At 71.4% G+C, this 21,395-nt stretch carries 16 protein-coding genes; 10 read left to right on the top strand and 6 right to left on the bottom strand.

All coding sequences use genetic code 11. The annotated features are described in order from the left end of the window. Nucleotides 1-21: 21 nt before the first annotated feature. From rpsP to ACWGUG_RS09250, 4 genes are all read left to right on the top strand, one after another. A complete protein-coding gene (gene rpsP / locus ACWGUG_RS09265; RefSeq protein WP_452324489.1) occupies nt 22-453 on the top strand; it encodes a 30S ribosomal protein S16 in 432 nt (143 codons plus the stop codon). Between the two features lie 4 nt (nt 454-457). Further along, nucleotides 458-688: an RNA-binding protein gene (locus ACWGUG_RS09260; RefSeq protein WP_018171095.1), complete on the top strand. Its 231-nt coding sequence runs from the start codon at nt 458-460 to the stop codon at nt 686-688. Nucleotides 689-737: 49 nt separating this feature from the next. Next, entirely contained in the window at nt 738-1,361 is a 624-nt protein-coding gene (gene rimM, locus ACWGUG_RS09255; protein ID WP_452324488.1) for a ribosome maturation factor RimM, read from the top strand. Nucleotides 1,362-1,462: 101 nt separating this feature from the next. Continuing rightward, nucleotides 1,463-5,524 carry a molybdopterin-dependent oxidoreductase gene (locus ACWGUG_RS09250; RefSeq protein ID WP_452324487.1) on the top strand — a complete coding sequence of 1,354 codons (4,062 nt, stop codon included), beginning with the start codon at nt 1,463-1,465 and terminating at the stop codon, nt 5,522-5,524. A gap of 87 nt (nt 5,525-5,611) precedes the next feature. Here the strand turns inward: ACWGUG_RS09250 and ACWGUG_RS09245 are convergent, their stop codons facing one another. Further along, nucleotides 5,612-7,045 (bottom strand): MFS transporter, encoded by a 1,434-nt coding sequence (locus ACWGUG_RS09245; protein WP_336396932.1) that lies wholly within the window; start codon nt 7,043-7,045, stop codon nt 5,612-5,614. 181 nt (nt 7,046-7,226) lie between these two features. On the opposite strand from ACWGUG_RS09245, the gene trmD reads away from it, so the two are divergent. After that, nucleotides 7,227-7,922, top strand: a complete 696-nt coding sequence (gene trmD, locus ACWGUG_RS09240) for a tRNA (guanosine(37)-N1)-methyltransferase TrmD (protein WP_194398189.1) — start codon at nt 7,227-7,229, stop codon at nt 7,920-7,922. Nucleotides 7,923-7,950: 28 nt separating this feature from the next. Here the strand turns inward: trmD and ACWGUG_RS09235 are convergent, their stop codons facing one another. The 4 genes from ACWGUG_RS09235 to nirB are packed head-to-tail and all read right to left on the bottom strand — an operon-like array spanning nt 7,951 to nt 12,810. After that, nucleotides 7,951-9,087 carry a uroporphyrinogen-III synthase gene (locus ACWGUG_RS09235; protein WP_452324486.1) on the bottom strand — a complete coding sequence of 379 codons (1,137 nt, stop codon included), beginning with the start codon at nt 9,085-9,087 and terminating at the stop codon, nt 7,951-7,953. Beyond that, on the bottom strand, nt 9,084-9,839 hold the full coding sequence (gene cobA / locus ACWGUG_RS09230; protein ID WP_452324485.1) for a uroporphyrinogen-III C-methyltransferase: 756 nt from the start codon (nt 9,837-9,839) through the stop codon (nt 9,084-9,086). Before cobA ends, ACWGUG_RS09235 begins: the two co-directional genes overlap by 4 nt. Next, entirely contained in the window at nt 9,836-10,234 is a 399-nt protein-coding gene (gene nirD, locus ACWGUG_RS09225; RefSeq protein ID WP_194398192.1) for a nitrite reductase small subunit NirD, read from the bottom strand. The genes cobA and nirD overlap by 4 nt, the downstream gene beginning before the upstream one ends. Beyond that, a complete protein-coding gene (gene nirB, locus ACWGUG_RS09220) occupies nt 10,231-12,810 on the bottom strand; it encodes a nitrite reductase large subunit NirB (RefSeq protein WP_452324484.1) in 2,580 nt (859 codons plus the stop codon). Before nirB ends, nirD begins: the two co-directional genes overlap by 4 nt. A 309-nt stretch (nt 12,811-13,119) precedes the next feature. Between nirB and glgX the strand changes: the two genes are divergently transcribed. From glgX to treZ, 3 genes are read left to right on the top strand one after another with little or no spacing between them, the layout of a single operon-like run. Further along, nucleotides 13,120-15,333 (top strand): glycogen debranching protein GlgX, encoded by a 2,214-nt coding sequence (glgX, locus tag ACWGUG_RS09215; protein WP_452324483.1) that lies wholly within the window; start codon nt 13,120-13,122, stop codon nt 15,331-15,333. Next, nucleotides 15,330-17,687 (top strand): malto-oligosyltrehalose synthase, encoded by a 2,358-nt coding sequence (gene treY / locus ACWGUG_RS09210; protein ID WP_452324482.1) that lies wholly within the window; start codon nt 15,330-15,332, stop codon nt 17,685-17,687. Before glgX ends, treY begins: the two co-directional genes overlap by 4 nt. After that, a complete protein-coding gene (gene treZ, locus ACWGUG_RS09205; protein WP_452324481.1) occupies nt 17,684-19,417 on the top strand; it encodes a malto-oligosyltrehalose trehalohydrolase in 1,734 nt (577 codons plus the stop codon). Before treY ends, treZ begins: the two co-directional genes overlap by 4 nt. A gap of 1 nt (nt 19,418) precedes the next feature. Here treZ and map read toward each other — a convergent pair whose 3' ends face one another. Next, complete coding sequence (gene map, locus ACWGUG_RS09200; protein WP_452324480.1) at nt 19,419-20,201, bottom strand: type I methionyl aminopeptidase; 783 nt, start codon at nt 20,199-20,201, stop codon at nt 19,419-19,421. A gap of 119 nt (nt 20,202-20,320) precedes the next feature. On the opposite strand from map, the gene ACWGUG_RS09195 reads away from it, so the two are divergent. Beyond that, the gene (locus ACWGUG_RS09195) at nt 20,321-20,815 is read left to right on the top strand and encodes an MFS transporter permease (protein WP_336396939.1); all 495 of its coding nucleotides are present in this window, start codon (nt 20,321-20,323) and stop codon (nt 20,813-20,815) included. Between the two features lie 167 nt (nt 20,816-20,982). Next, entirely contained in the window at nt 20,983-21,330 is a 348-nt protein-coding gene (gene rplS, locus ACWGUG_RS09190; protein WP_172989725.1) for a 50S ribosomal protein L19, read from the top strand. Nucleotides 21,331-21,395 lie beyond the last annotated feature (65 nt).

Genomic DNA, 21,395 nt, shown 5'->3' with positions numbered 1-21,395 from the left:
TTCCACACATTCAGGAGAATCGTGGCTGTCAAGATCCGTCTCAAGCGTCTCGGCAAGATCCGTGCGCCGTACTACCGCATCGTCGTGGCCGACTCGCGCACCAAGCGCGACGGTCGTGTCATCGAGGAGATCGGCAAGTACCACCCCACCGAGGAGCCCTCGTTCATCGAGGTCGACTCCGACCGCGCGCAGTACTGGCTGTCGGTCGGCGCGCAGCCGACCGAGCAGGTGCTCGCCATCCTCAAGCTGACCGGCGACTGGGGTCGTTTCAAGGGCGACAAGGACGCCGTCTCGACCGTGAAGACGCGCGACGAGAAGGCCGCGTTCGAGGTCGACTCCGCCAAGAAGTCGGTCGTCAAGCCCAAGGCCGAGAAGAAGGCCGAGGAGCCCGCCGAGGCTCCCGCCGCCGAGGCGACCGACGCGGCCGACGAGGCCGCCGACTCCGCCGAGTAATCCGTTGCTCGCCGCCGCGCTCGAACACGTCGTCAAGGGGATCGTCGATCACCCGGACGACGTCCGCATCGACTCGTCCACGTCGCCTCGCGGCGACGTGCTCGAGGTGCACGTCCACCCCGATGACCGGGGTCGCGTGATCGGGCGCGGCGGCCGCACGGCCAAAGCCCTGCGCACCCTCATCACCGCCCTCGCCGACGGACGCCGCGTGCGCGTCGACGTGGCGGACGACTGAGGTGGCAGGCGAAGACACCACGGGAGCGGGTCCTGAGGCCCGCCGCCCCGTGAACGCGGTTCCCCCCGCCGGCAGGACGCAGCTACGCGTCGGACGCCTGGTGAAGGCCCACGGCCTCAAGGGCGCCATCAAGATCGAGCTGTACACCGACGATCCCGACGGACGCTTCGTCCCGGGCGCGACGTTCACGCTCCAGGTGCCGGAGTCGTCGCCGTGGCACGGCAAGCCGCTGACGGTGCGCGAGTTCCGGTGGATGAACAGCCACCCCGTCGCGTTCTTCGAGGGCGTCGACGACCGGTCCGCCGCAGAGGAGCTCATCCGCGCGATCCTGTGGGTCGACGAGGACTCCCAGTCCTCGCCCGCCGAGGACGACGCGTGGTTCGACCACCAGCTCGTCGGCCTCGACGTGGTGCGCGACGGCGAGACCGTCGGCCGTGTCGTGCGTGTGGACCACCTCCCGGCGCAGGACCTCCTCATCGTGAAGGTCCGCGAGGACGAGGTGCTCGTGCCGTTCGTCAAGGCGATCGTCCCCGAGGTCGATGTCGCCGGCGGCCGCGTGATCGTCACGCCGCCGGACGGCCTCTTCGAGGAGCTCCCCGACGACGAGGGCGATGAGACGCCGTCGCGGTCGGACGACGACGCCGAGGACGCGGAGGACGGCACCGCCGGCTGACGCCGCCCTCACGCCGCTCTCCCGGCGGGCGTGCGGCAGATGTGATCTGCGGGAAACACGGCGGGAAAGGTCCCGGAACCTCTCTGCCCGACCATGGTCACATGGCCGAAGTCCGCTCCCCGGTGCGCACCGTGTGCTCCTACTGCGGCGTCGGCTGCGGCATCTCGGTGACCACCGCGGACGGCGGAGCGGGGCATCCGCTCACCATCGCGAAAGTCGTGGGCGACCGCGAGCATCCGACGAACGCCGGACGCCTCTGCACCAAGGGAGCCACGCACGCCGAGCTCATGCAGGCCCCCGGCCGCATGACGTCGGCGCATATCCGACCGGCCCGGGGCGAGCCCGCCGAGCCCGTCCTGCTGACCGATGCGGTCACGGATGCCGCCGCCCGCCTGCGGGCCATCCTCGACGAGCACGGCCCCGACGCCATCGGGCTGTACGTCTCGGGCCAGATGAGCATGGAGGCGCAGTACCTCTCCAACAAGCTCGTGAAGGGGTACCTGCGCGGCATCCACATCGAGTCGAACTCACGACTGTGCATGGCATCGGCCGGCACCGGCTACAAGCAGTCGCTCGGCGCCGACGGCCCGCCCGGGTCGTACGAGGACTTCGACAGGGCGGACCTCTTCTTCGTCATCGGGTCCAACACCGCGGACTGCCATCCGATCCTCTTCCTGCGGATGGCGGATCGGCTGAAGCAGGGCGCGCGGCTCATCGTGGTCGACCCGCGCCGGACGGCGACGGCGGACCGGGCCGACCTCTTCCTGCAGATCCGCTCGGGGACGGATCTCGCGCTCCTGAACGGGCTGCTGCATCTGCTCGTGGCCGCCGGCGACATCGACGAGGAGTTCATCGAGGCGCACACCGAGGGCTGGGAGCACATGCCCGCGCTCCTGGCCGACTACCCGCCCGATCGCGTCGCCGACATCACCGGCCTCGCCGAGGAGGACATCCGCACCGCCGCGCGCTGGATCGGCGAGGCCGGCGAGTGGATGACCCTGTGGACCATGGGACTCAACCAGTCCACGCACGGCACCTGGTCGACCAACGCCATCTGCAACCTGCACCTGGCGACCGGGGCGATCTGCCGCCCGGGCAGCGGCCCGTTCTCGCTCACCGGTCAGCCCAACGCGATGGGCGGCAGGGAGATGGGGTACATGGGGCCCGGCCTGCCCGGCCAGCGCGCGGTGTTCAGCGCGACGGACCGCGCCTTCGTCGAGGATGTGTGGGGCCTGGAGCCGGGGACGATCCGCGCGGAGTCGGGCTCCGGGACCATCGACATGTTCCGTCGCGCCGCCGAGGGCGAGATCAAGGCGCTGTGGATCGTCTGCAGCAACCCGGTCGCTTCCGTCGCCAACCGCAGGACCGTGATCGAGGCGCTCGAGAGCGCGGAGCTCGTCATCGCGCAGGACGTCTACACCGAGACGGCCACCACGGCATACGCCGACATCCTGCTCCCCGCGACCCTCTGGGTGGAGGCGGACGGCGTCACGGTCAACAGCGACCGCACCCTCACCCTGGTGCGGGACGTCGTGCCCGCTCCGGGCGACGCGCAGCCGGACTGGCTGCTGATCTGCCGCATCGCGCAGGCGATGGGATTCGACGGCTTCGACTTCGCCTCCAGCGCCGAGGTCTTCGACGAGATCCGCCGGTTCTGGAACCCGCAGACCGGCTGGGACCTGCGCGGGGTCACCTACGAGCGCCTCCGCGAGACGCCGGTGCAGTGGCCCGCCCCGCCCGGCGACCCCGCGACGCGTCATCCGATCCGGTATGTGAACGACGGCGTCAGCCAGTCCCTCCACGTCGAGGACGACGGCACGGTGCCGCGGCTGGCCTTCGCGACGCCGTCGCGGCGCGCGCAGTTCCTCGCCCGTCCGCACCTCGATCCGGCGGAGCTGCCCGACGACGACTACCCGTGGGTGCTCAACACCGGACGCCTGCCGCATCACTGGCACACCCTGACCAAGACGGGCCGGGTGGCCAAGCTCGCCAAGCTGCACCCTGGACCGTTCGTCGAGGTGCACCCGTTCGACGCCGAGCGTCACGGCATCTCGGACGGCGACCAGGTCGAGGTCGCATCGCGCCGCGGCCGGTTCGTCGTGCCGGCGGTGCTCACCGATCGCGTCCAGCCCGGCAGTCTGTTCGCCCCGTTCCACTGGAACGACGAGCACGGCGAGTACGTCACCGTGAACGCCGTGACCAACGACGCGGTGGACCCGATGTCGGCGCAGCCGGAGCTCAAGGTCGCCGCTGTGTCGCTGCGCCGCGTCGGGCCCGGTGCCGGCGCCGCCGAGCCGTCGACGGCCTCCGCCGACGAGGCGCTGGCCCAGGCGGGCGTGCCCCTTGCGCCACCCCCGCTGAGCGACACCGAGGGCGCCTATCTGGCGGGCTTCCTGTCGACGGTGCGGTCGGTGGCGCTCGCGCCCGGTGAGGTGCCGGTGCTGCCGGCCGAGGCGCCGCTGGGGGCGCTCGCGCGCGCCTGGTTCGACGGCGTGCTCGCCGGCGCGTTCTCGCGCGCCTCCGTCGGCGGCGCGACGCCGCAGTCCGGCGATGCCGATGAGGTCGTCGTGCTGTGGGGCTCGCAGACCGGGAACGCCGAGGAGTTCGCCACGGCCGCGACCGCCGCCCTCCGGGCGCGCGGCATCCCGGCGCGGTCGCGGAGCATGGCGGAGCTGCGCGCGACCGATCTCACCGCCGTGCGCCGACTGCTCGTCGTCACGTCCACGTTCGGCGACGGCGGCCCGCCCGACAACGGCGCGGCACTGTGGCACGACCTGAACGCCGACGGCGCGCCGGAGCTCTCGGACCTCCGCTACGCCGTGCTGGCGCTCGGCGACTCCAGCTACGACGACTTCTGCGGTCACGGCCGGCGTCTGGACGCGCGGCTCGGCGAGCTGGGGGCGACGGCCCTGCTCGAGCGCGTCGACGTCGAGCCCGATGCCGACGAGCCGCGCGAGGCGTGGCTGGCGCAGATCCTCGAGACGCTGGCGGGGGAGGGGACGGTGGCTGCGGCATCCGTCGTCGCACCCCCGGCCCCCATGAAGCGCCTGTTCACCCGCGCCAACCCGGTGCACGCGCCCCTGGTGCGCAATGAGCTCCTCAGCCGGCCCGGGTCGCAGAAGGAGGTGCGGCGGATCGGCTTCGACCTGTCGGAGTCCGGCGCGACGTACGAGGCGGGCGACTCGCTCGGCGTCGTGTGCGCCAACGCGTCGGGTGTGGTGACGGAGTGGCTCCAGGCCACCGGGATCGCCCCGAACACGATCGTCGAGCTCGACGGCGAGGAGCGCACGTTCGCCGACGCGCTGCGGACGCGGCTGGACATCACCAGGACGCCGCTGGACCTCGTCCGCTTCATCGCCGAGCGCAGCGGCGACAGCGCGCTGAACGCACTGCTCCGGCGCGAGAACAAGGGCCGGCTCGAACAGTTCCTGTGGAGCCAGCAGGCCGTGGACCTCGTCCGCGACTTCCGCGTCGCCGCGTCGGCCGACGAGTGGGTCGGCGTGCTCAAGCGGCTCCAGCCGCGCCAGTACTCGATCTCGTCGAGCCCGAAGACCGATCCGGGCACCGTCGAGCTCACCGTGTCGGTGGTGCGGTTCCAGACCGAGTCGGGCCGTGCGCGGGGCGGCGTCTGCTCGACGTTCCTCGCGGACGGCGAGGCGACGGCGGCGCCCGTGTACCTGCAGCGCTCGCCCGCCTTCCGTCCGCCGGCCGCATCCGATGCGCCCATGATCATGATCGGGCCGGGCACGGGCATCGCCCCGTTCCGCGGATTCCTCCACGACCGTCGCGCCGACGGGCACACCGGCCGCAACTGGCTGTTCTTCGGGGAGCAGCACGCCCAGACGGACTTCTACTACCGCGAGGAGCTGCAGCAGATGCACGCGGACGGCTTCCTCACCCGCCTGGACCTGGCCTTCTCGCGCGACCAGCGGCAGAAGATCTACGTCCAGGACCGCATGGTCGAGCACGGTGCGCGTCTCTGGCGCTGGCTCGAGGACGGAGCCCACGTCTACGTGTGCGGCGATGCGACGCGCATGGCCAAGGACGTCGAGGCGACGCTCGTCGGCATCGCCCAGCAGCACGGCAAGCTGTCCGAGGACGCGGCGACGGAGTACGTCCGCGCCCTGGCGGCCGACGGCCGCTACGCCCGCGACGTGTACTGAGGACCGCCTCGTCCCCACGGGCGCGGGGGCAGCACGAAGATGAGCGGATGCCTCGGCCGAGGCATCCGCTCATCTTGTGGTGTCGCGTCAGATGCGCTGCTTCGCCAGCGAGGCCCGGGGGACGACGTAGACGAGCACCGTCACGAGCAGCAGCGCGACGTACGCGGCGACGAACCCGGCGAACGCCGCGGTGTAGCCGCCCGTCGCCAGCTGCGAGGCGTTGAGCACCTGCGGCACGAGGAACCCGCCGTAGGCGCCGATCGCGGAGATCAGGCCGAGGGCGGCCGCGGCCTTGCGCATCATCCTGGTCGCCTCCGGCGACCCCGGCTCGTCGCCTCGCGCGAGGGAGCGGGCCGCGAAGATGCTCGGGATCATGCGGTAGGTCGAGCCGTTGCCCATTCCGGTCGCGGCGAACAGCACGAGGAAGCACGCCAGGAACACGGCGAAGTTGCGCAGCGGCATCGTCAGGATGAGCGCCAGCGCGCCCAGAGCCATCACCGCGAAGGCGCCGACGGTCACGCGCGCGCCGCCGAAACGGTCGGCGAGCCTGCCCCCGTACGGACGGGCCAGCGAGCCGACGAGGGCGCCGAGGAAGGCCAGCGAGATCGCCGCCTGGCCGACCTGGATGGTCGACAGCGCCGGGAACTGGTCGGCGATGAGCTTCGGGAAGACGCTCGCGAAACCGATGAACGATCCGAACGTCCCGATGTACAGGACCGCCATGACCCACAGGTGCGGCTCGCGGAGGGCCGCCGCGGACCCCGCGAAGTCGGCCTTCGCGGACGAGAGGTTGTCCATGTAGCGCCACGCGCCGAACATCGCCAGCAGGATCAGCGGGATCCACATCCAGCCGGCGAGCGAGATGTTCAGCGTCGCCCCGGCGCCGATGGTCACAGCGATCGGCACGGCGAACTGGGCGACCGACGTGCCGAGGTTGCCGCCGGCGGCGTTCAGGCCGAGGGCCCAGCCCTTCTCCTTCTGCGGGAAGAAGTACGTGATGTTGGCCATGGAGCTGGCGAAGTTGCCGCCGCCGACGCCGCCGAGGGCGGCGACGAGCAGGAGCACGCCGAACGGCGTCTCGGGGTTGGACACGACGATGCCCAGGAGCACGGCCGGGATGAGCAGGAGCGCGGCCGAGACGATCGTCCAGTTGCGGCCGCCGAAGATCGCCACCATGAACGTGTACGGGAAGCGGAGCGTGGCGCCCACGAGACTCGGGAGGGAGATGAGCCAGAACGACTCCGAGCTGGTCAGCTGGAAGCCCGCGGCCGGGAGCATCACGACGACGATGCTCCACAGCTGCCAGATGATGAAGCCCAGGAACTCGGCGAAGATCGACCAGCCGAGGTTGCGGCGTGCGATCGCACGCCCCTCGGCCTTCCAGAACGCCGGGTTCTCGGCGTTCCAGCCGTCGATCCAGCGTCCGGGTCGATGAGTGAGGGCGACCGGCGCGTCGGCCGGCGCGATGGAGCGGGGCGGTGCGTCGGTCTGGGTCGTGGACGGGGTCACGGTGGTTGTCATGGCGCCTCCCTGAGGTGAGCTGACACTGGGGGTGAGTGTGCTTCCACGCTAGGAACGGGGTGTTTCGGGCCGTCTGCCCGCGCGGTTACTTCCCGGTCACTTCTCGATCACCGTCCGGCGCCTCCCGCGGTGGGTGCCGCGACACACGTCCGAAACACGCGCGCCTCCTAGACTCGGAGGCATGCGCGTCGACATCGTCACGATCTTCCCGACGTTCTTCGACGTGCTGGGCGTCTCCCTGATCGGCAAGGCCCGTGACCGCGGCATCCTGGACATGCACGTCCACGACCTGCGGGACTGGACGCACGACCGTCATCGCACGGTCGACGACACGCCGTACGGCGGCGGGGCCGGCATGGTGATGAAGCCGGAGCCGTGGGGCGAGGCGCTGGACGCGGTGCTCACCGACGACGCCGTGCTGCTGGTGCCGTCCCCGGCGGGGGAGCTGTTCTCGCAGCCGATGGCGCGCGAGCTCGCCCAGGAGGAGCACCTCGTGTTCGCCTGCGGGAGGTACGAGGGCATCGACCAGCGCGTCGTGGACCACTACGCCGAGCGCGGACGCGTGCGGCTGGTGAGTCTCGGCGACTACGTCCTCAACGGCGGGGAGGTCGCCGCCATGGCCGTGATCGAGGCGGTCTCGCGGCTGATCCCCGGCGTCGTGGGCAATCCCGAGAGCCTCGTCGAGGAGTCGCACGAGCTGGGACTGCTGGAGTACCCCAGCTACACCAAGCCCGCGCAGTGGCGCGGGCTGGAGGTGCCGCCCGTGCTGCTCAGCGGGAATCACGGGGCCATCGCGGCCTGGCGGCGCGAGCAGAGCCTCGCGCGCACGCGTGCGCACCGGCCCGACCTGCTGCCGGAGCCCGACGCCGCGTCGTAGCGGCGGCGCGTCCCTGCGCCCGGTCCGCTCACGCCGGATCGATGACGTTGAGCCGGTAGCCGCGCTTGACGACCGTCTTGACGAGGTCCGGCACGCCCAGCGACTCGCGGAGGCGTGCGACGGCCATCTCGACCGCGTGGGTGTTCTCCCCCGAGCGCGGCAGCGCCGTCTGCAGGCGATGGCGCGACACGACGCCGCCGTGCGCGTCGAAGAGCACGCCGACGATGTCGGTCGCGCTGCGCGACAGCGCGATGTGGCGGCCGTCGAGCACGATGCCCGTGCTGCGGAGCTCGAGGCGGCCGGCGGAGGTGGGAAGCGATGCCGCGCCGCCGCCGCCGAAGTGCGTGACGACCGCCCGCACCAGCGAGCCGAGCCGGCCGCGCTCGGCGATGAGGGGCTCGAGGCCGGCGTCGAGCAGCGGGCCGGCCGTGATCGGCCCGACCGCTGCCGTCAGCAGGCGGCCCTCGGCGTCGCGCTCGAGGATCGCCTCGAGCATCCCCTCCTGCCGTGCCGCCGCGAGCCACTCGGCGGCGCCCGGTGCCGAGGTGAACAGGACGGCGTCGACCTCGCCGTGCGCCGCCGCGACGACGGACCGCGACACCGCCGCCGGGTCCGGCGGTGGCCCCCAGCGGTAGACGGTGAGGCTCACCACGTCGGCGCCGGCGCGCTGGAACAGCTCATCCAGCCCGTCGGCACCCGAGCCGTGATGCTGCACCGCGACGCGGCGGCCCGCGATGCCCTCGGCCAGGAGGTACTCGCCGAGCTCGGCGGACGTCTCGGACTCGGCCACCCAGTCCGCCGTGAGCCCGGCCTGCTGGATCGCACCCCGGGCCTTGGGGCCGCGGGCGACGATCTGCGCCCCGGCGAGCGCGTCGTGCAGCTCGTCGAGGAGCCCGGCCTCGTCGGCCGCCTCCATCCAGCCGCGGAAGCCCACGCCGGTGGTGGCGACGACGATGTCGGGGGGACGCGCGATGAGCTCCTGCGTGGCGGCGATGAGCGCGTCGTCGTCGATGTGGGGGACGATCGTCAGCGCGGGCGCGTGGCGCACCTGCGCGCCGTGTCGCTCGAGTGCGGCTGCCAGCTCGAGCGAGCGACGGTCGACGGCGATGACGATCGTGCAGCCGTCGAGCGCGGCCGAGAGGGTGGGGCGGGTGGTGGAGCTCAACGGACGGTGTCACCTGCCAGCTGGCGGTCGGGAAGCAGCAGCCCGGCGCGGGCGACCTCGCCCACGACGATGACGGCGGGGTTGCGGACGCCGGCGACGCCCGCGTCGAGCACGACCGCGCCCAGCGTGCTGCGTGTCGTCCGCTGATCGCGGTGGTGGCCGCGTTCGACGATGGCCACGGGCCGGTCCGCCGGGACGCCCGCGTGCAGCGCGTCCGAGACGATGCGGGGGAGGGCTCCGACGCCCATGAGGATCACGGTCGTCACGGCGTCGTCGCGCATCGCCGCGAGAGTGGCCGCGGTGACCTCGGCGGGGCCGTTGACGATGTGCACCGCGCCCGCCACGCCGCGATGGGTGACGGGGATGCCGGCGGCCTGGGGCACGGCGATGGCGCTCGAGATGCCCGGCACGACGTCGACCGGGATGCCGGCGGCCAGGCACGCGGCGACCTCCTCGCCGCCCCGCCCGTACACGAAGGGGTCGCCGCCCTTCAGACGGACGACGTGCTTGCCCGTCTTCGCCCGGGCGACCAGCAGCTCGTTGATCTCCTCCTGCGGCACCGGGTGGTGGCCGGGATGCTTGCCGACGTCGATGATCTCGACCTCCGGCCCGACATGCTCGCGGATGTCGGTGGGCCCCAGCCGGTCCATGACGATGACGTCCGCACGCGTGAGCAGCCGCCAGGCGCGCACGGTGAGCAGGTCCAGGGGCCCCGGTCCGCCGCCGATCAGGTCGACGCGGCCGACGCTCATGCCTCGTCCTCCCAGCGCACGAGCACGTGCCCGCCGTCGACGGACACCGGCCACACGTGCAGGCTCATCGGCTCCTTGCCCTGCGTGTCGAGGCAGGCGCCGGTGCGAAGGTCGAACACCTGCTTGTACATCGGCGACGCGACCGTCGGGATGTCCTGGCGCGTTCCGACGATCCCGCGCGAGATGACGTGCGCGCGACTGTACGGGTCGAGGTTCGACACCGCGTGGACGCGGCCGCCCGTGCCGTCCGGGCCGCGGAGCAGGAAGAGGGCGATCTGGGTCCCGCCCAGGAGCGCGGCGCGCCCGCGCTCGATCTCGAGGTCGGCCAGTTCGCACACGCGCACCCATCCGGGAGGTGCGGTGTACTCGGTCGTCTGCGGGTCGACGAGGGTCATCGGCGCACCTCCAGTGTCGTGCCGGCGATGAGCACGCGCGAGTCGGCCCGCTCGTCCTCGGTGGCAGGTCGGGGCTGTCCGCGCTCGGCGGTGTAGGCCAGTGACGGGTCGGGGGTCTTCGGGGCGTTCACGAACGAGGCGAAGCGGCGCAGCTTCTCGGGGTCCTCGAGCGTCGCCTTCCATTCGTCCTCGTACGATTCCAGGTGCGCGGCCATCGCGGCATCCAGATCCGCGCAGATGCCGAGGCTGTCGTCGAAGATCACGGCGCGAAGGCCGTCGATGCCACCGTCCAGATCCTCGAACCACGGCGCCGTGCGCTGGAGGCGGTCCGCGGTGAAGATGTAGTACATCAGGAACCGGTCGATCGCGGTGAGCAGTTCCTCGTCGCTGAGCCCCTCGGCCAGCAGCACCGCGTGGCGCGGCGTGAAGCCGCCGTTGCCGCCGACGTACATGTTCCAGCCGGCCTCGGTCGCGATGACGCCGACATCCTTGCCTCGCGCCTCGGCGCACTCCCGGGCGCAGCCCGAGACGCCCAGCTTGATCTTGTGGGGCGAGCGGAGGCCGCGATAGCGCAGCTCCAGCTGGACCGCCATGCCCACGGAGTCCTGCACGCCGTAGCGGCACCACGTGGATCCGACGCACGACTTCACCGTGCGCAGCGACTTGCCGTAGGCGTGCCCGGACTCGAACCCCGCCTCGACGAGGCGCTGCCAGATGTCGGGCAGCTGCTCCAGGCGGGCGCCGAACATGTCGATGCGCTGTCCGCCGGTGATCTTGGTGTACAGCCCGAAGTCCTTCGCGACCTGCCCGATGACCAGGAGCCCCTCCGGCGTGATCTCGCCGCCCGGGATGCGCGGCACCACCGAATAGCTGCCGTCCTTCTGCAGGTTCGCCATCACGTGGTCGTTGGTGTCCTGCAGCGTCGCGTTCTCGCCGTCGAGCACGTGGCCGCGCACGAGCGTGGACAGGATGCTGGCGAGCGCCGGCTTGCAGATGTCGCAGCCGCGACCGGTGCCGAAGCGCTCGATGACGGCGCTGAACGTCGTGAGACCGGAGACGCGCACCGCGTCGAACAGCTGGCGGCGCGACATGTCGAAGTGCTCGCACAGCGCGTTGCTCAGTGCCGCACCGGTCTTCGCGAGCTCGGTGCCGACGATCTTCTTGACCATCATCACGCACGAGCCGCAGGCGGCTCCCGCCTTCGTGCACGCCTTGACACCTGCGACGTCGGTGCAGCCCTCCTCGTGGACCGCGTGACGGATGGCGCCGGCGGTCACGCTGTTGCAGGAGCAGACCAGCGCCTCATCGGGGAGGTCGCCGGTGGGCGCGGCCACGCCGCCTTCGGGCATGAGATACGCGGCGGGATCGCCGCCGAGCGCGCCGCCCACGAGCGGCCGCAGCGATCCGTACGCGGAGGCGTCGCCGACGAGGATCCCCCCGAGCAGCGTCTTCGCGTCGTCGGACAGCACGAGCTTCTTGTAGACCCCGGCCACGGGATCGGCGTAGGTGACGTCCAGTGCACCGGGCGTCTCGGCGAAGGCGTCGCCGAAGCTCGCCACATCCACGCCGGAGAGCTTGAGCTTGGTCGACAGATCGTAGCCGGGGAAGGATGCCTCGCCGCCGAGCAGCCGCGTCGCCGCGACCTCGGCCATCGCGTAGCCCGGGGCGACCAGGCCGACGCACAGGCCGTCGTAGTTGGCGACCTCGCCGATCGCGAGGACGCGGGGATCCGACGTCTGGCAGCCGGCGTCGATGAGGATGCCGCCGCGCTGGTGCACGTCCAGGCCTGCGGTCCGCGCGAGCTCGTCGCGCGGGCGGACCCCCACCGTGAAGACGACCACGTCCGTCCGGTCGTACGAGCCGTCCTGGAACTCCAGTCCCGCGACCTGGCCGGTGCGGTCGGGATCGAGCCGTGTGGTGACCGTCCGGGTCTTCACCGCGATGCCCCGGGACTCGATGAGTCGCCGGAGGGCGTCGCCCGCGGGGAGGTCGAGCTGCGCCGACATCAGCCGATCGGAGGACTGGACGACCGTGCAGTCCACGTCCAGCCCCTGCAGCGCCCCGGCCGCCTCGAGGCCCAGCAGTCCTCCGCCGATGACGGTGCCGACGAGCGGGCGGTCGAGCTCCGCGGAGCGGCGCTGGACGAACGCCTCGAGCTTCTCGACGTCGTCGAGAGTGCGGTACACGAAGCAGCCCTCGAGCCCGAAGCCGTCCACGGCCAGGCGGGCGGCGTACGATCCCGTCGCGAGCACGAGCCGGTCGTACGCGACGCTGGTGCCGCTGCGGGTGGTCACGCGCCGGGCCTGGCGGTCGATGCGGGTGACCGCGTCGCCGCGCAGGAAGCGGACGCGCGGGTCCTCGAGCACCGTGCGCTCGAGTTCGAGGTCGGCCGCCGAGGCGCCGCTGAAGAAGCCGGTCAGCCCCACGCGGTCGTACGGCGGGCGGTCCTCCTCGCCGATGAGCGTCACCCGCCACTCGTCGCCGGCTCGGGTGAGCAGGCTCTCGACGAAGCGGTGGGCGACCATGCCCGCGCCGACGACCACCACGTGGGTGCCGAGCGCGGGGCTGTGCATCATGAGGTCACCGTACGCGGGTGATGTTGCAGCGGCGTCAGCGTCATGTTTCCGGTTGTTGACACGGTCGCGGTGGGCCATGGCTCCTCCTCGTCGGCCGGATGTTCGGTGAACACGAAGCTACGAGCGCGGTGTTTCACCGCCCTGCGGGCGGGGGTTACCTCGAGCGAACGTTTCTCTCACACGGCATGCGACGCCCTTGTGAGGTCGCGGTCGTGGCGGGGGGCCTACCCTGTTCGCGCACGGTGCGCCAGTCCCGGCGCCCGGTCATCGCCGACCGATATCGTGAAGGCCCCGCAAGATGGAGGTCGTATGCAGATCTGGCCAGGTTCCCCGTACCCGCTCGGTGCGACCTTCGATGGGAGCGGGACGAACTTCGCGCTCTACAGCGAAGGTGCCGAACGCGTCGAGCTGTGCCTGTTCGACGACGACGGCAACGAGACACGGGTCGACCTCGTGGACGTGGACGCGTACGTGCATCACGGCTATCTGCCCTCCGTGCAGCCGGGCCAGCGCTACGGCTACCGTGTGCACGGGGAGTTCGATCCCAAGTCGGGCAAGCGGTTCAACGCCCACAAGCTCGTGCTCGATCCGTACGCCAAGGCCGTCGAGGGGCAGGTCGACTGGGGCCAGCAAGTCTTCGGCTACGACTTCGGCGAGCCGGACTCCCGCAACGACGAGGACTCCGCCGCGCACCAGATGATGGGCGTCGTCGTGAACCCGTACTTCGACTGGGCCGGCGATCGCCTTCCCAAGACCCCCTACTCGGAGACGTTCATCTACGAGGCTCACGTGCGCGGCCTGACGCAGCTGCACCCCGCGATCCCGGAGGAGATCCGCGGGACGTACAGCGCGATCGCCCACCCTGCGATCATCGAGCACCTGCAGAAGCTCGGAGTCACCGCGATCGAGCTGATGCCCGTCCACCAGTTCGTCAACGACTCGGTGCTCGAGGAGAAGGGCCTGTCGAACTACTGGGGCTACAACACCATCGCGTTCCTCGCCCCGCAGAACACCTACGCCTCGAACGGCCAGCGCGGGCAGCAGGTGCAGGAGTTCAAGGCGATGGTGAAGTCGCTGCACGCGGCGGGGATCGAGGTCATCCTCGACGTGGTCTACAACCACACGGCCGAGGGCAACCACCTTGGCCCCACCCTGTCGATGCGGGGGATCGACAACGAGGCCTACTACCGACTCGAAGCGGACGACAAGCGCTACTACACCGATTACACCGGCACGGGCAACAGCCTCAACGTCGGCAATCCGCACACGCTGCAGCTGATCATGGACTCGCTGCGGTACTGGGTGCTGGAGATGCACGTCGACGGGTTCCGCTTCGACCTGGCGTCGACCCTCGCGCGCGAGTTCTACGAGGTCGATCGGCTCGCGACGTTCTTCGAGCTGGTCCAGCAGGATCCCGTGGTCTCGCAGGTGAAGCTCATCGCCGAGCCGTGGGACGTCGGTCCCGGCGGCTACCAGGTCGGCAACTTCCCGCCCCAGTGGACGGAGTGGAACGGCCAGTACCGCGACACCGTCCGCGACTTCTGGCGCGGTGAGCCCGCGACCCTCGGCGAGTTCGCCTCCCGGCTCACCGGGTCGGCCGACCTCTACGAGCACTCCGGGCGCCGGCCGGTGGCATCCATCAACTTCGTCACCGCGCACGACGGCTTCACCATGCGCGATCTCGTCTCGTACAACGACAAGCACAACGAAGCCAACGGCGAGGACAACCGAGACGGGGCGGACGACAACCGCTCGTGGAACTGCGGCGCGGAGGGCCCGACCGAGGACGTCGAGGTGCTGTCGCTGCGGGCACGTCAGCAGCGCAACTTCATCGCGACACTGCTGCTGTCGCAGGGCGTGCCCATGCTGCTGCACGGCGACGAGCTGGGGCGCACGCAGCGCGGCAACAACAACGGCTACGCGCAGGACAACGAGATCACGTGGGTGGACTGGTCGGCCGTGGACCAGCCGCTGCTGGAGTTCACCGCGGCGCTGGCGCGGTTGCGCCGTGAGCACCCGACCTTCCGCCGTCGCCGTTTCTTCGACGGCCGGCCGGTGCGACGGGAGGAGGGCGCCCCCGTTCCCGACATCGTGTGGGCGCGTCCGGACGGCTCGCAGATGCAGCCGGAGGACTGGGACTCGGGCTTCGGCCGTGCCGTCGCGGTCTTCCTCAACGGCGGCGGCATCCGCGAGCGCGACCGCCGTGGCGAGCCGATCACCGACCGCCACTTCATCATCCTGTTCAACGCCGGAGACGACGACGTGGACTTCCTCATCCCCGCGGTGGAGTTCAGTCCCGAGTGGGACGTCATCGTCGACACCGCAGGTCAGCACGCCGACACCGACCCCGTCGAACCCGGCACCACGCTGACGGTGCGCGGTCGCTCGCTCATGGTGCTGCGCGAGCACCAGATGGAGGAGCCGGAGGTGGACCACTCCGTCGCCGCATCCCTCGCGGTCACAGGGGTGGCCGGGCCGGACGAGGTGCCCGGTGCGGCGCCGCGGGCGGAGCTGTCCCGGTGACCCGAACGCCACCGCGGGGGGCGCGGCCGCGCTCGACGTACCGGCTGCAGATCCGGCCGTCGTTCACGCTGGACGACGCCGCCCGGCTGCGCGACTACCTCGGCGCGCTCGGTGCCGACTGGGTGTACTTCTCGCCGATCCTCGCGGCGTCCGAGGGATCCGATCACGGGTACGACGTCGTCGATCCGAGCACCGTCGACCCCGCGCGCGGCGGCCGCGATGCGCTGGAGCGCGCCGCCCGCGCCTTCCACGAGGCGGGTCACGGCGTCCTGGTCGACATCGTGCCCAATCATGTGGGCGTCGCCCGCCCCGCCGAGAACCCGTGGTGGTGGGACGTGCTGGCGAAAGGGCGCGGGTCGCGGTACGCGCGCGCGTTCGACATCGACTGGGACTTCGGCGGCGGCAAGGTGCACCTGCCGGTGCTGGGCGAGACGGTCGAGGAGGCCGCAGCGTCGGGCGCTCTGCGCGTCGAGGACGGCGAGCTCCGCTACCACGACCACCGCTTCCCCCTGGCGGGAGGGTCTGCACCCGGCGATGGGGACGTCCTCGCCGTGCACGCCCGGCAGCACTACGAGCTGATGCACTGGCGGCGCGAGGCGTCCGACCTCAACTACCGCCGGTTTTTCGGGGTCTCCAGTCTCGCCGCCGTGCGGGTGGAGGACCCGGACGTCTTCGACGAAGCGCACGCCCAGGTCCGCAGCTGGTTCGACGACGGCCTCGTCGACGGTCTGCGCGTCGACCACCCGGACGGGCTGCGCGCCCCGGTGGAGTATCTCGAACGGCTCGCAGAGCTCACCGGCGGGGCGTACGTCCTCGTGGAGAAGATCCTGGAGCACGGCGAGGCGCTGCCCCCGTTCTTCGCCGCAGAGGGCACGACCGGATACGACGCGCTGGCCGAGATCGACCGCGTGCTGGTCGACCCCCGGGGCGAGGACGCCCTCGACGCCCTCGACGCCCGCCTCCGCGAGCGCTCCGGGCTTCCCGCTCCTCAGCCGTGGGCCGACGTGATCGCGGGGACCAAGCGCGCCATCGGCGAGGGGATCCTGCGATCGGAGGTGCGCCGTCTCGCGCGTGAGCTCGGCGCGCCCGACGACGCAGCGGTGGAGGACGCCGTGGTCGAGCTTCTCGCCCGGTTCCCGGTGTACCGCTCCTATCTGCCTGCGGGGCGGGAGCATCTCGACGCCGCCGCGGACGACGCGCGCGCGCACCGCCCGGACCTTGCCGCGGCGATCGACGCCGTCGTCGCGGCGCTCCGCGACCCCCGGCATCCCGCCGCCCTGCGCTTCCAGCAGACGAGCGGGATGGTGATGGCCAAGGGCGTGGAGGACACCGCGTTCTACCGTGCGACCCGCCTCGGCACCCTCACCGAGGTGGGCGCCGACCCCTCGCAGTTCGCGCTGCCGGTCGACAGGTTCCATGCGGCGCAGGCGGCCCGGCTCGCGGCGTGGCCGCACGCCATGACGACGCTGTCGACGCACGACACGAAGCGCGGCGAGGACGTCCGCGCACGCCTGTCGGTGCTGGCGGAGATCCCCGAGCGGTGGGCGGAGGTGCTCGAAGAGCTGACGGATGCCGCCTCCAGCGGTCACGGCCCCTTCGACGCGCTGCTGTGGCAGGCCGTCATCGGCGCATGGCCGGCGTCACGCGACCGTCTCCACGCGTACGCCGAGAAGGCGGCGCGGGAGGCCGGTGAGGCGACGAACTGGCTGGATCCGGATGCCGCGTTCGAGCGCCGCATGCACGCGATGGTCGACGCGGCCTTCGACGACCCCGCGGTGGCCGCCCGCGTCGAGTCGTTCGTGTCCGAGATCGAAGGCGCGGGGTGGTCGAACGCGCTGTCGGCCAAGCTCCTGCAGCTGGCAGGACCGGGCGTGCCGGATGTGTACCAGGGCAGCGAGCTGTGGGAGCACAGTCTCGTCGACCCCGACAACCGCCGTGCCGTCGACTTCGACGTCCGCCGCGGACTCCTCGCGGCGATCGATCGGGGCGAGCAGCCGCTGATCGACCGCACGGGCGCGGCGAAGCTCCTCGTCACGGCGCGCACCCTCCGCCTGCGGCGGGACCGTCCCGAGCTGTTCACGCGCTACACGCCGGCGGCGGTCGTCGGCGCCGCCGCGCATCACGCGATCGCCGTCGACCGCGGCGGCGCGCTGGCCGTCGCGACCCGCCTTCCGGTGGCCCTGGCGGCACGCGGCACGCGATCGGGCTCGCCCTGGGAGGACACGATGCTGCTGAGACACGCCGGCACCACGACCGACGTGTTCACCGGGCGGGTCTACCGCGGCCACGTCGCGCTCGCCGAGCTCCTCGAGCTGTACCCGGTCGCCCTCCTCGTCCCGGAGGAGCCGGCGTGATCCCCGAAGTGTGGGCTCCCCGGGCAGCTGCCGTGTCGCTGCGCGCTCCCGCACGCGGCGCGGACTCTCCGATGACGGCGCGCGGCGGGGGCTGGTGGCGGGCTCAGGTGGCGCTCCGGGACGGCGAGGAGTACGGTTTCGTGCTCGACGGCGCGGACCATGCCCGACCCGATCCCCGGTCGCGCCGGCAGCCGCGCGGCGTCCACGACCTCAGCGCCGTGTTCGATCCCGCAGCGCACCTCTGGGGCGACAGCACGTGGACGGGGCGCCAGCTCGCCGGGGGCGTCGTCTACGAGATGCACATCGGCACGTTCACCCCGGAGGGGACCCTGGATGCCGCGGCCGAGCGCCTCGATCACCTCGTGGAGCTCGGGGTCGACTTCGTCGAGCTGCTGCCGGTCAACGCCTTCAACGGCGTGCACAACTGGGGCTACGACGGCGTCCTCTGGTACGCGGTCCACGAGGCCTACGGCGGTCCGGCCGCGTACCAGCGCTTCGTCGACGCCTGTCATGCCGCGGGCCTCGGCGTGATCCAGGACGTCGTGCACAACCATCTCGGGCCGAGCGGCAACTACCTGCCGGAGTTCGGGCCGTACCTGCGCGACGCGGAGTCGAACACGTGGGGATCGTCGGTGGACCTCGATGAGGACGAGGTCCGCCGCTACATCGTCGAGAACGCCCTGATGTGGCTGCGCGACCACCACGTCGACGGCCTCCGCCTGGACGCGGTCCACGCGCTGAAGGACCGCCGCGAGGTCCACATCCTGCAGGAGCTCGCCGAGGCCGTCGACGCGCTCAGCGCGCACCTCGGCAGGCCGCTGACCCTCATCGCCGAGTCGGACATGAACGACGCCCGTCTGATCGCCGCGAGGGAGGCGGGCGGCTACGGGCTCACCGCGCAGTGGAGCGACGACTACCACCACGCGGTGCATGTCGCCCTGACGGGCGAGACGGCGGGCTACTACGCCGACTTCGCTCCGCTCAGCGCGCTGGTCAAGGCGTCCACTCGCGGGTTCTTCCACGACGGGACGTGGTCGTCGTTCCGCGGACGTGCCCACGGACACCCCATCGATCCGCGCATTCCGACCTGGCGCCTGGTCGCCTTCTCGCAGGATCACGACCAGATCGGCAATCGCGCGGCCGGTGACCGACTGTCGCAGTCGCTCGACGAGGGGGGACTCGCGATCGCGGCCGTCCTCACCGTGCTCGCCCCGTTCACCCCCATGCTGTTCATGGGGGAGGAGTGGGCGGCCTCCACGCCGTGGCAGTTCTTCACCTCGCACCCCGAGCCCGAGCTGGGGGAGGCGACCGCGCGCGGGCGCAAGGCGGAGTTCGCGCGGATGGGGTGGGACGAGTCCGTGGTGCCCGACCCGCAGGATCCCGAGACGTTCTCGCGATCGAAGCTGCGCTGGGACGAGAAGGATGCCGGAGCGCACGGCAGGATCCTCGCGCTGTACCGCGCGCTGCTGGCACTGCGCCGGGAGCGGCCCGAGCTCACGGATCCGGACTTCCGTCACCTCGAGGCGTCGGCCGACGAGGATCAGCGGTGGTACCGCCTCTCCCGGGGCGCGGTGGAGATCATCGTGAACTTCTCGGCGACCGAGGTGGAGCTCGCCGCGACGGAGGCCGCCGACCTCCTGCTGGCGACGGACGAACGTGCGCGTCTGGAGCGGTCTCGTCTCACCCTGCCACCGCGCGCGGCCGTCGTGACGGCTCGCGCGACGTCCTGACTCAGGCGACGCCGAGCCAGGAGCGGTCGGTGAGGACGATCGGCCCGTCCTCGGTGATCGCCACCGTGTGCTCGGAGTGCGCGCCGCGCGAACCGTCGACCGAGCGCAGCGTCCATCCGTCGGGGTCGGTCACGAGCTCGTCGGTCGTCTGCAGGAACCACGGCTCGAGCGCGACGACGAGACCAGGGCGCAGCGGGTAGCCGCGGCCGGCCTTGCCGTCGTTGGCGACGTGCGGGTCGCCGTGCATGACGCGGCCGACGCCGTGGCCGCCGAAGTCGGTGTTGATCGAGTAGCCCCGGCCGTGGGCGACCTCGGCGATCGCCGCGGAGATGTCGCCGATGCGGTTGCCGACCGTCGCCGAGGCGATCGCCGCGTCCAGCGCGCGCTCGGTCGTGTCGATGAGCACGAGGTCCTCGTCGCGCGGCGTTCCGACGACGAAGGAGACGGCCGAGTCGGCCACCCAGCCGTCGACCGACACCGCGAAGTCCAGCGACACCAGGTCCCCGTCGCGCAGGGCGTAGTCGAAGGGGAGCCCGTGCAGCACGGCGTCGTTCACGGACGTGCAGATGACCTTGCCGAACGGCCGGGCGCCGAACGAGGGGTGGTAGTCGATGTAGCAGGACTCCGCTCCGGCGCGACGGATCAGATCGTGGGCGCGCCGGTCGATCGCGAGGAGGTTCGTCCCCACCTTCGTCTCGTCGCGCAGGGTCGCCAGGGTCTCGGCGACGAATCGCCCTGCGGGCTTCATCGCCTCGATCTCGGCAGGCGTGCGCAGCTCGATCATGTGGAGGTTCCTCTCGTCCGGATCCATTCTGGCCGACCGGTGACCCCGAGGCTGTGAGGATGCCGCGCGGCGCGCGGAAGGGCACCACGGCGCGGTGGGGCGGGCGTACCATCGGGGGCATGTGGCTGCGTCGTGCGTTCTTCGGCTGGCTCCTTCCTGCCGCCTTCCTCCTGCCGCTGTGGCTGCTCGTCGGCTGGGCCGTGTTCAACGCCGGCGGCTGGGCGTTCCTCTGGGTGCTGTTCCTGGCGATCCCCGGCGTCTTCCTGTGGCAGCTGCTGCTCACCCTTCTGGTGCGTGCCCGAGGAACCGTCCGTGCGCACCGCGCGGTATCGTGGTGGGACGTCCTCGGGTTCACGGTGTGGCACGCTCTGGTGATCTCGCTGGGGTTCTTCGCCGAGGACTGGTGGGCGCCGATCATGGTCGTGGCGATCCTCGCCGGCGTCGGCCTGTTCTGGCTGGAGCTGTGGCAGCTGTGGAGCGAGGCCCGACCCACCCGCTTCGTGCTGCGCACGTCGGAGGGGATGGCCTACCTCCCCGCCGAGGGCGCGGCTCCGGAGCAGCAGGACCGGGAGGTCTTCGTGATCACCGAGAAGCAGGCGCCGCCCGCCGGCTGACGCGTTTTGGCCGGTCGCGGCATCCGTGGCAGAATGGATGTTTGTGCCCTGACCGGTTCTGCCTCAGGGGAACCAGCTGTACGGCGTCACGCCGGAGGCCTGCGGCACACCCAGTCCTTACTATCCTTCCCGCGGTCGACCTGTGGCGGCCGCAGAGAGAGACGATCATGCAGATCCTCGACGCCGTCGATGCGGCCTCGCTCCGCTCCGACATCCCCGCCTTCAACGCCGGCGACACCGTGAAGGTGCACGTCAACATCACCGAGGGCAACCGCTCGCGCATCCAGGTCTTCCAGGGGGTCGTCATCGGCCGCTCGGGCGACGGCGTTCGCGAGACCTTCACGGTCCGCAAGATCAGCTTCCAGGTCGGCGTCGAGCGCACCTTCCCGGTGCACTCCCCGGTCATCGACCACATCGAGGTCGTGACCCGCGGTGACGTCCGCCGCGCCAAGCTCTACTACCTCCGCAACCTCCGTGGCAAGAAGGCCAAGATCAAGGAGAAGCGCGAGAACTGACACCCGCTCTCGCATCGCGGTCACGAAGCCCCGGACGCCACGCGTCCGGGGCTTCGTCGTTCTCC

Source organism: Microbacterium sp. NPDC055455 (assembly GCF_053619935.1).
This window is presented reverse-complemented; position numbering and strand designations above follow the sequence as displayed.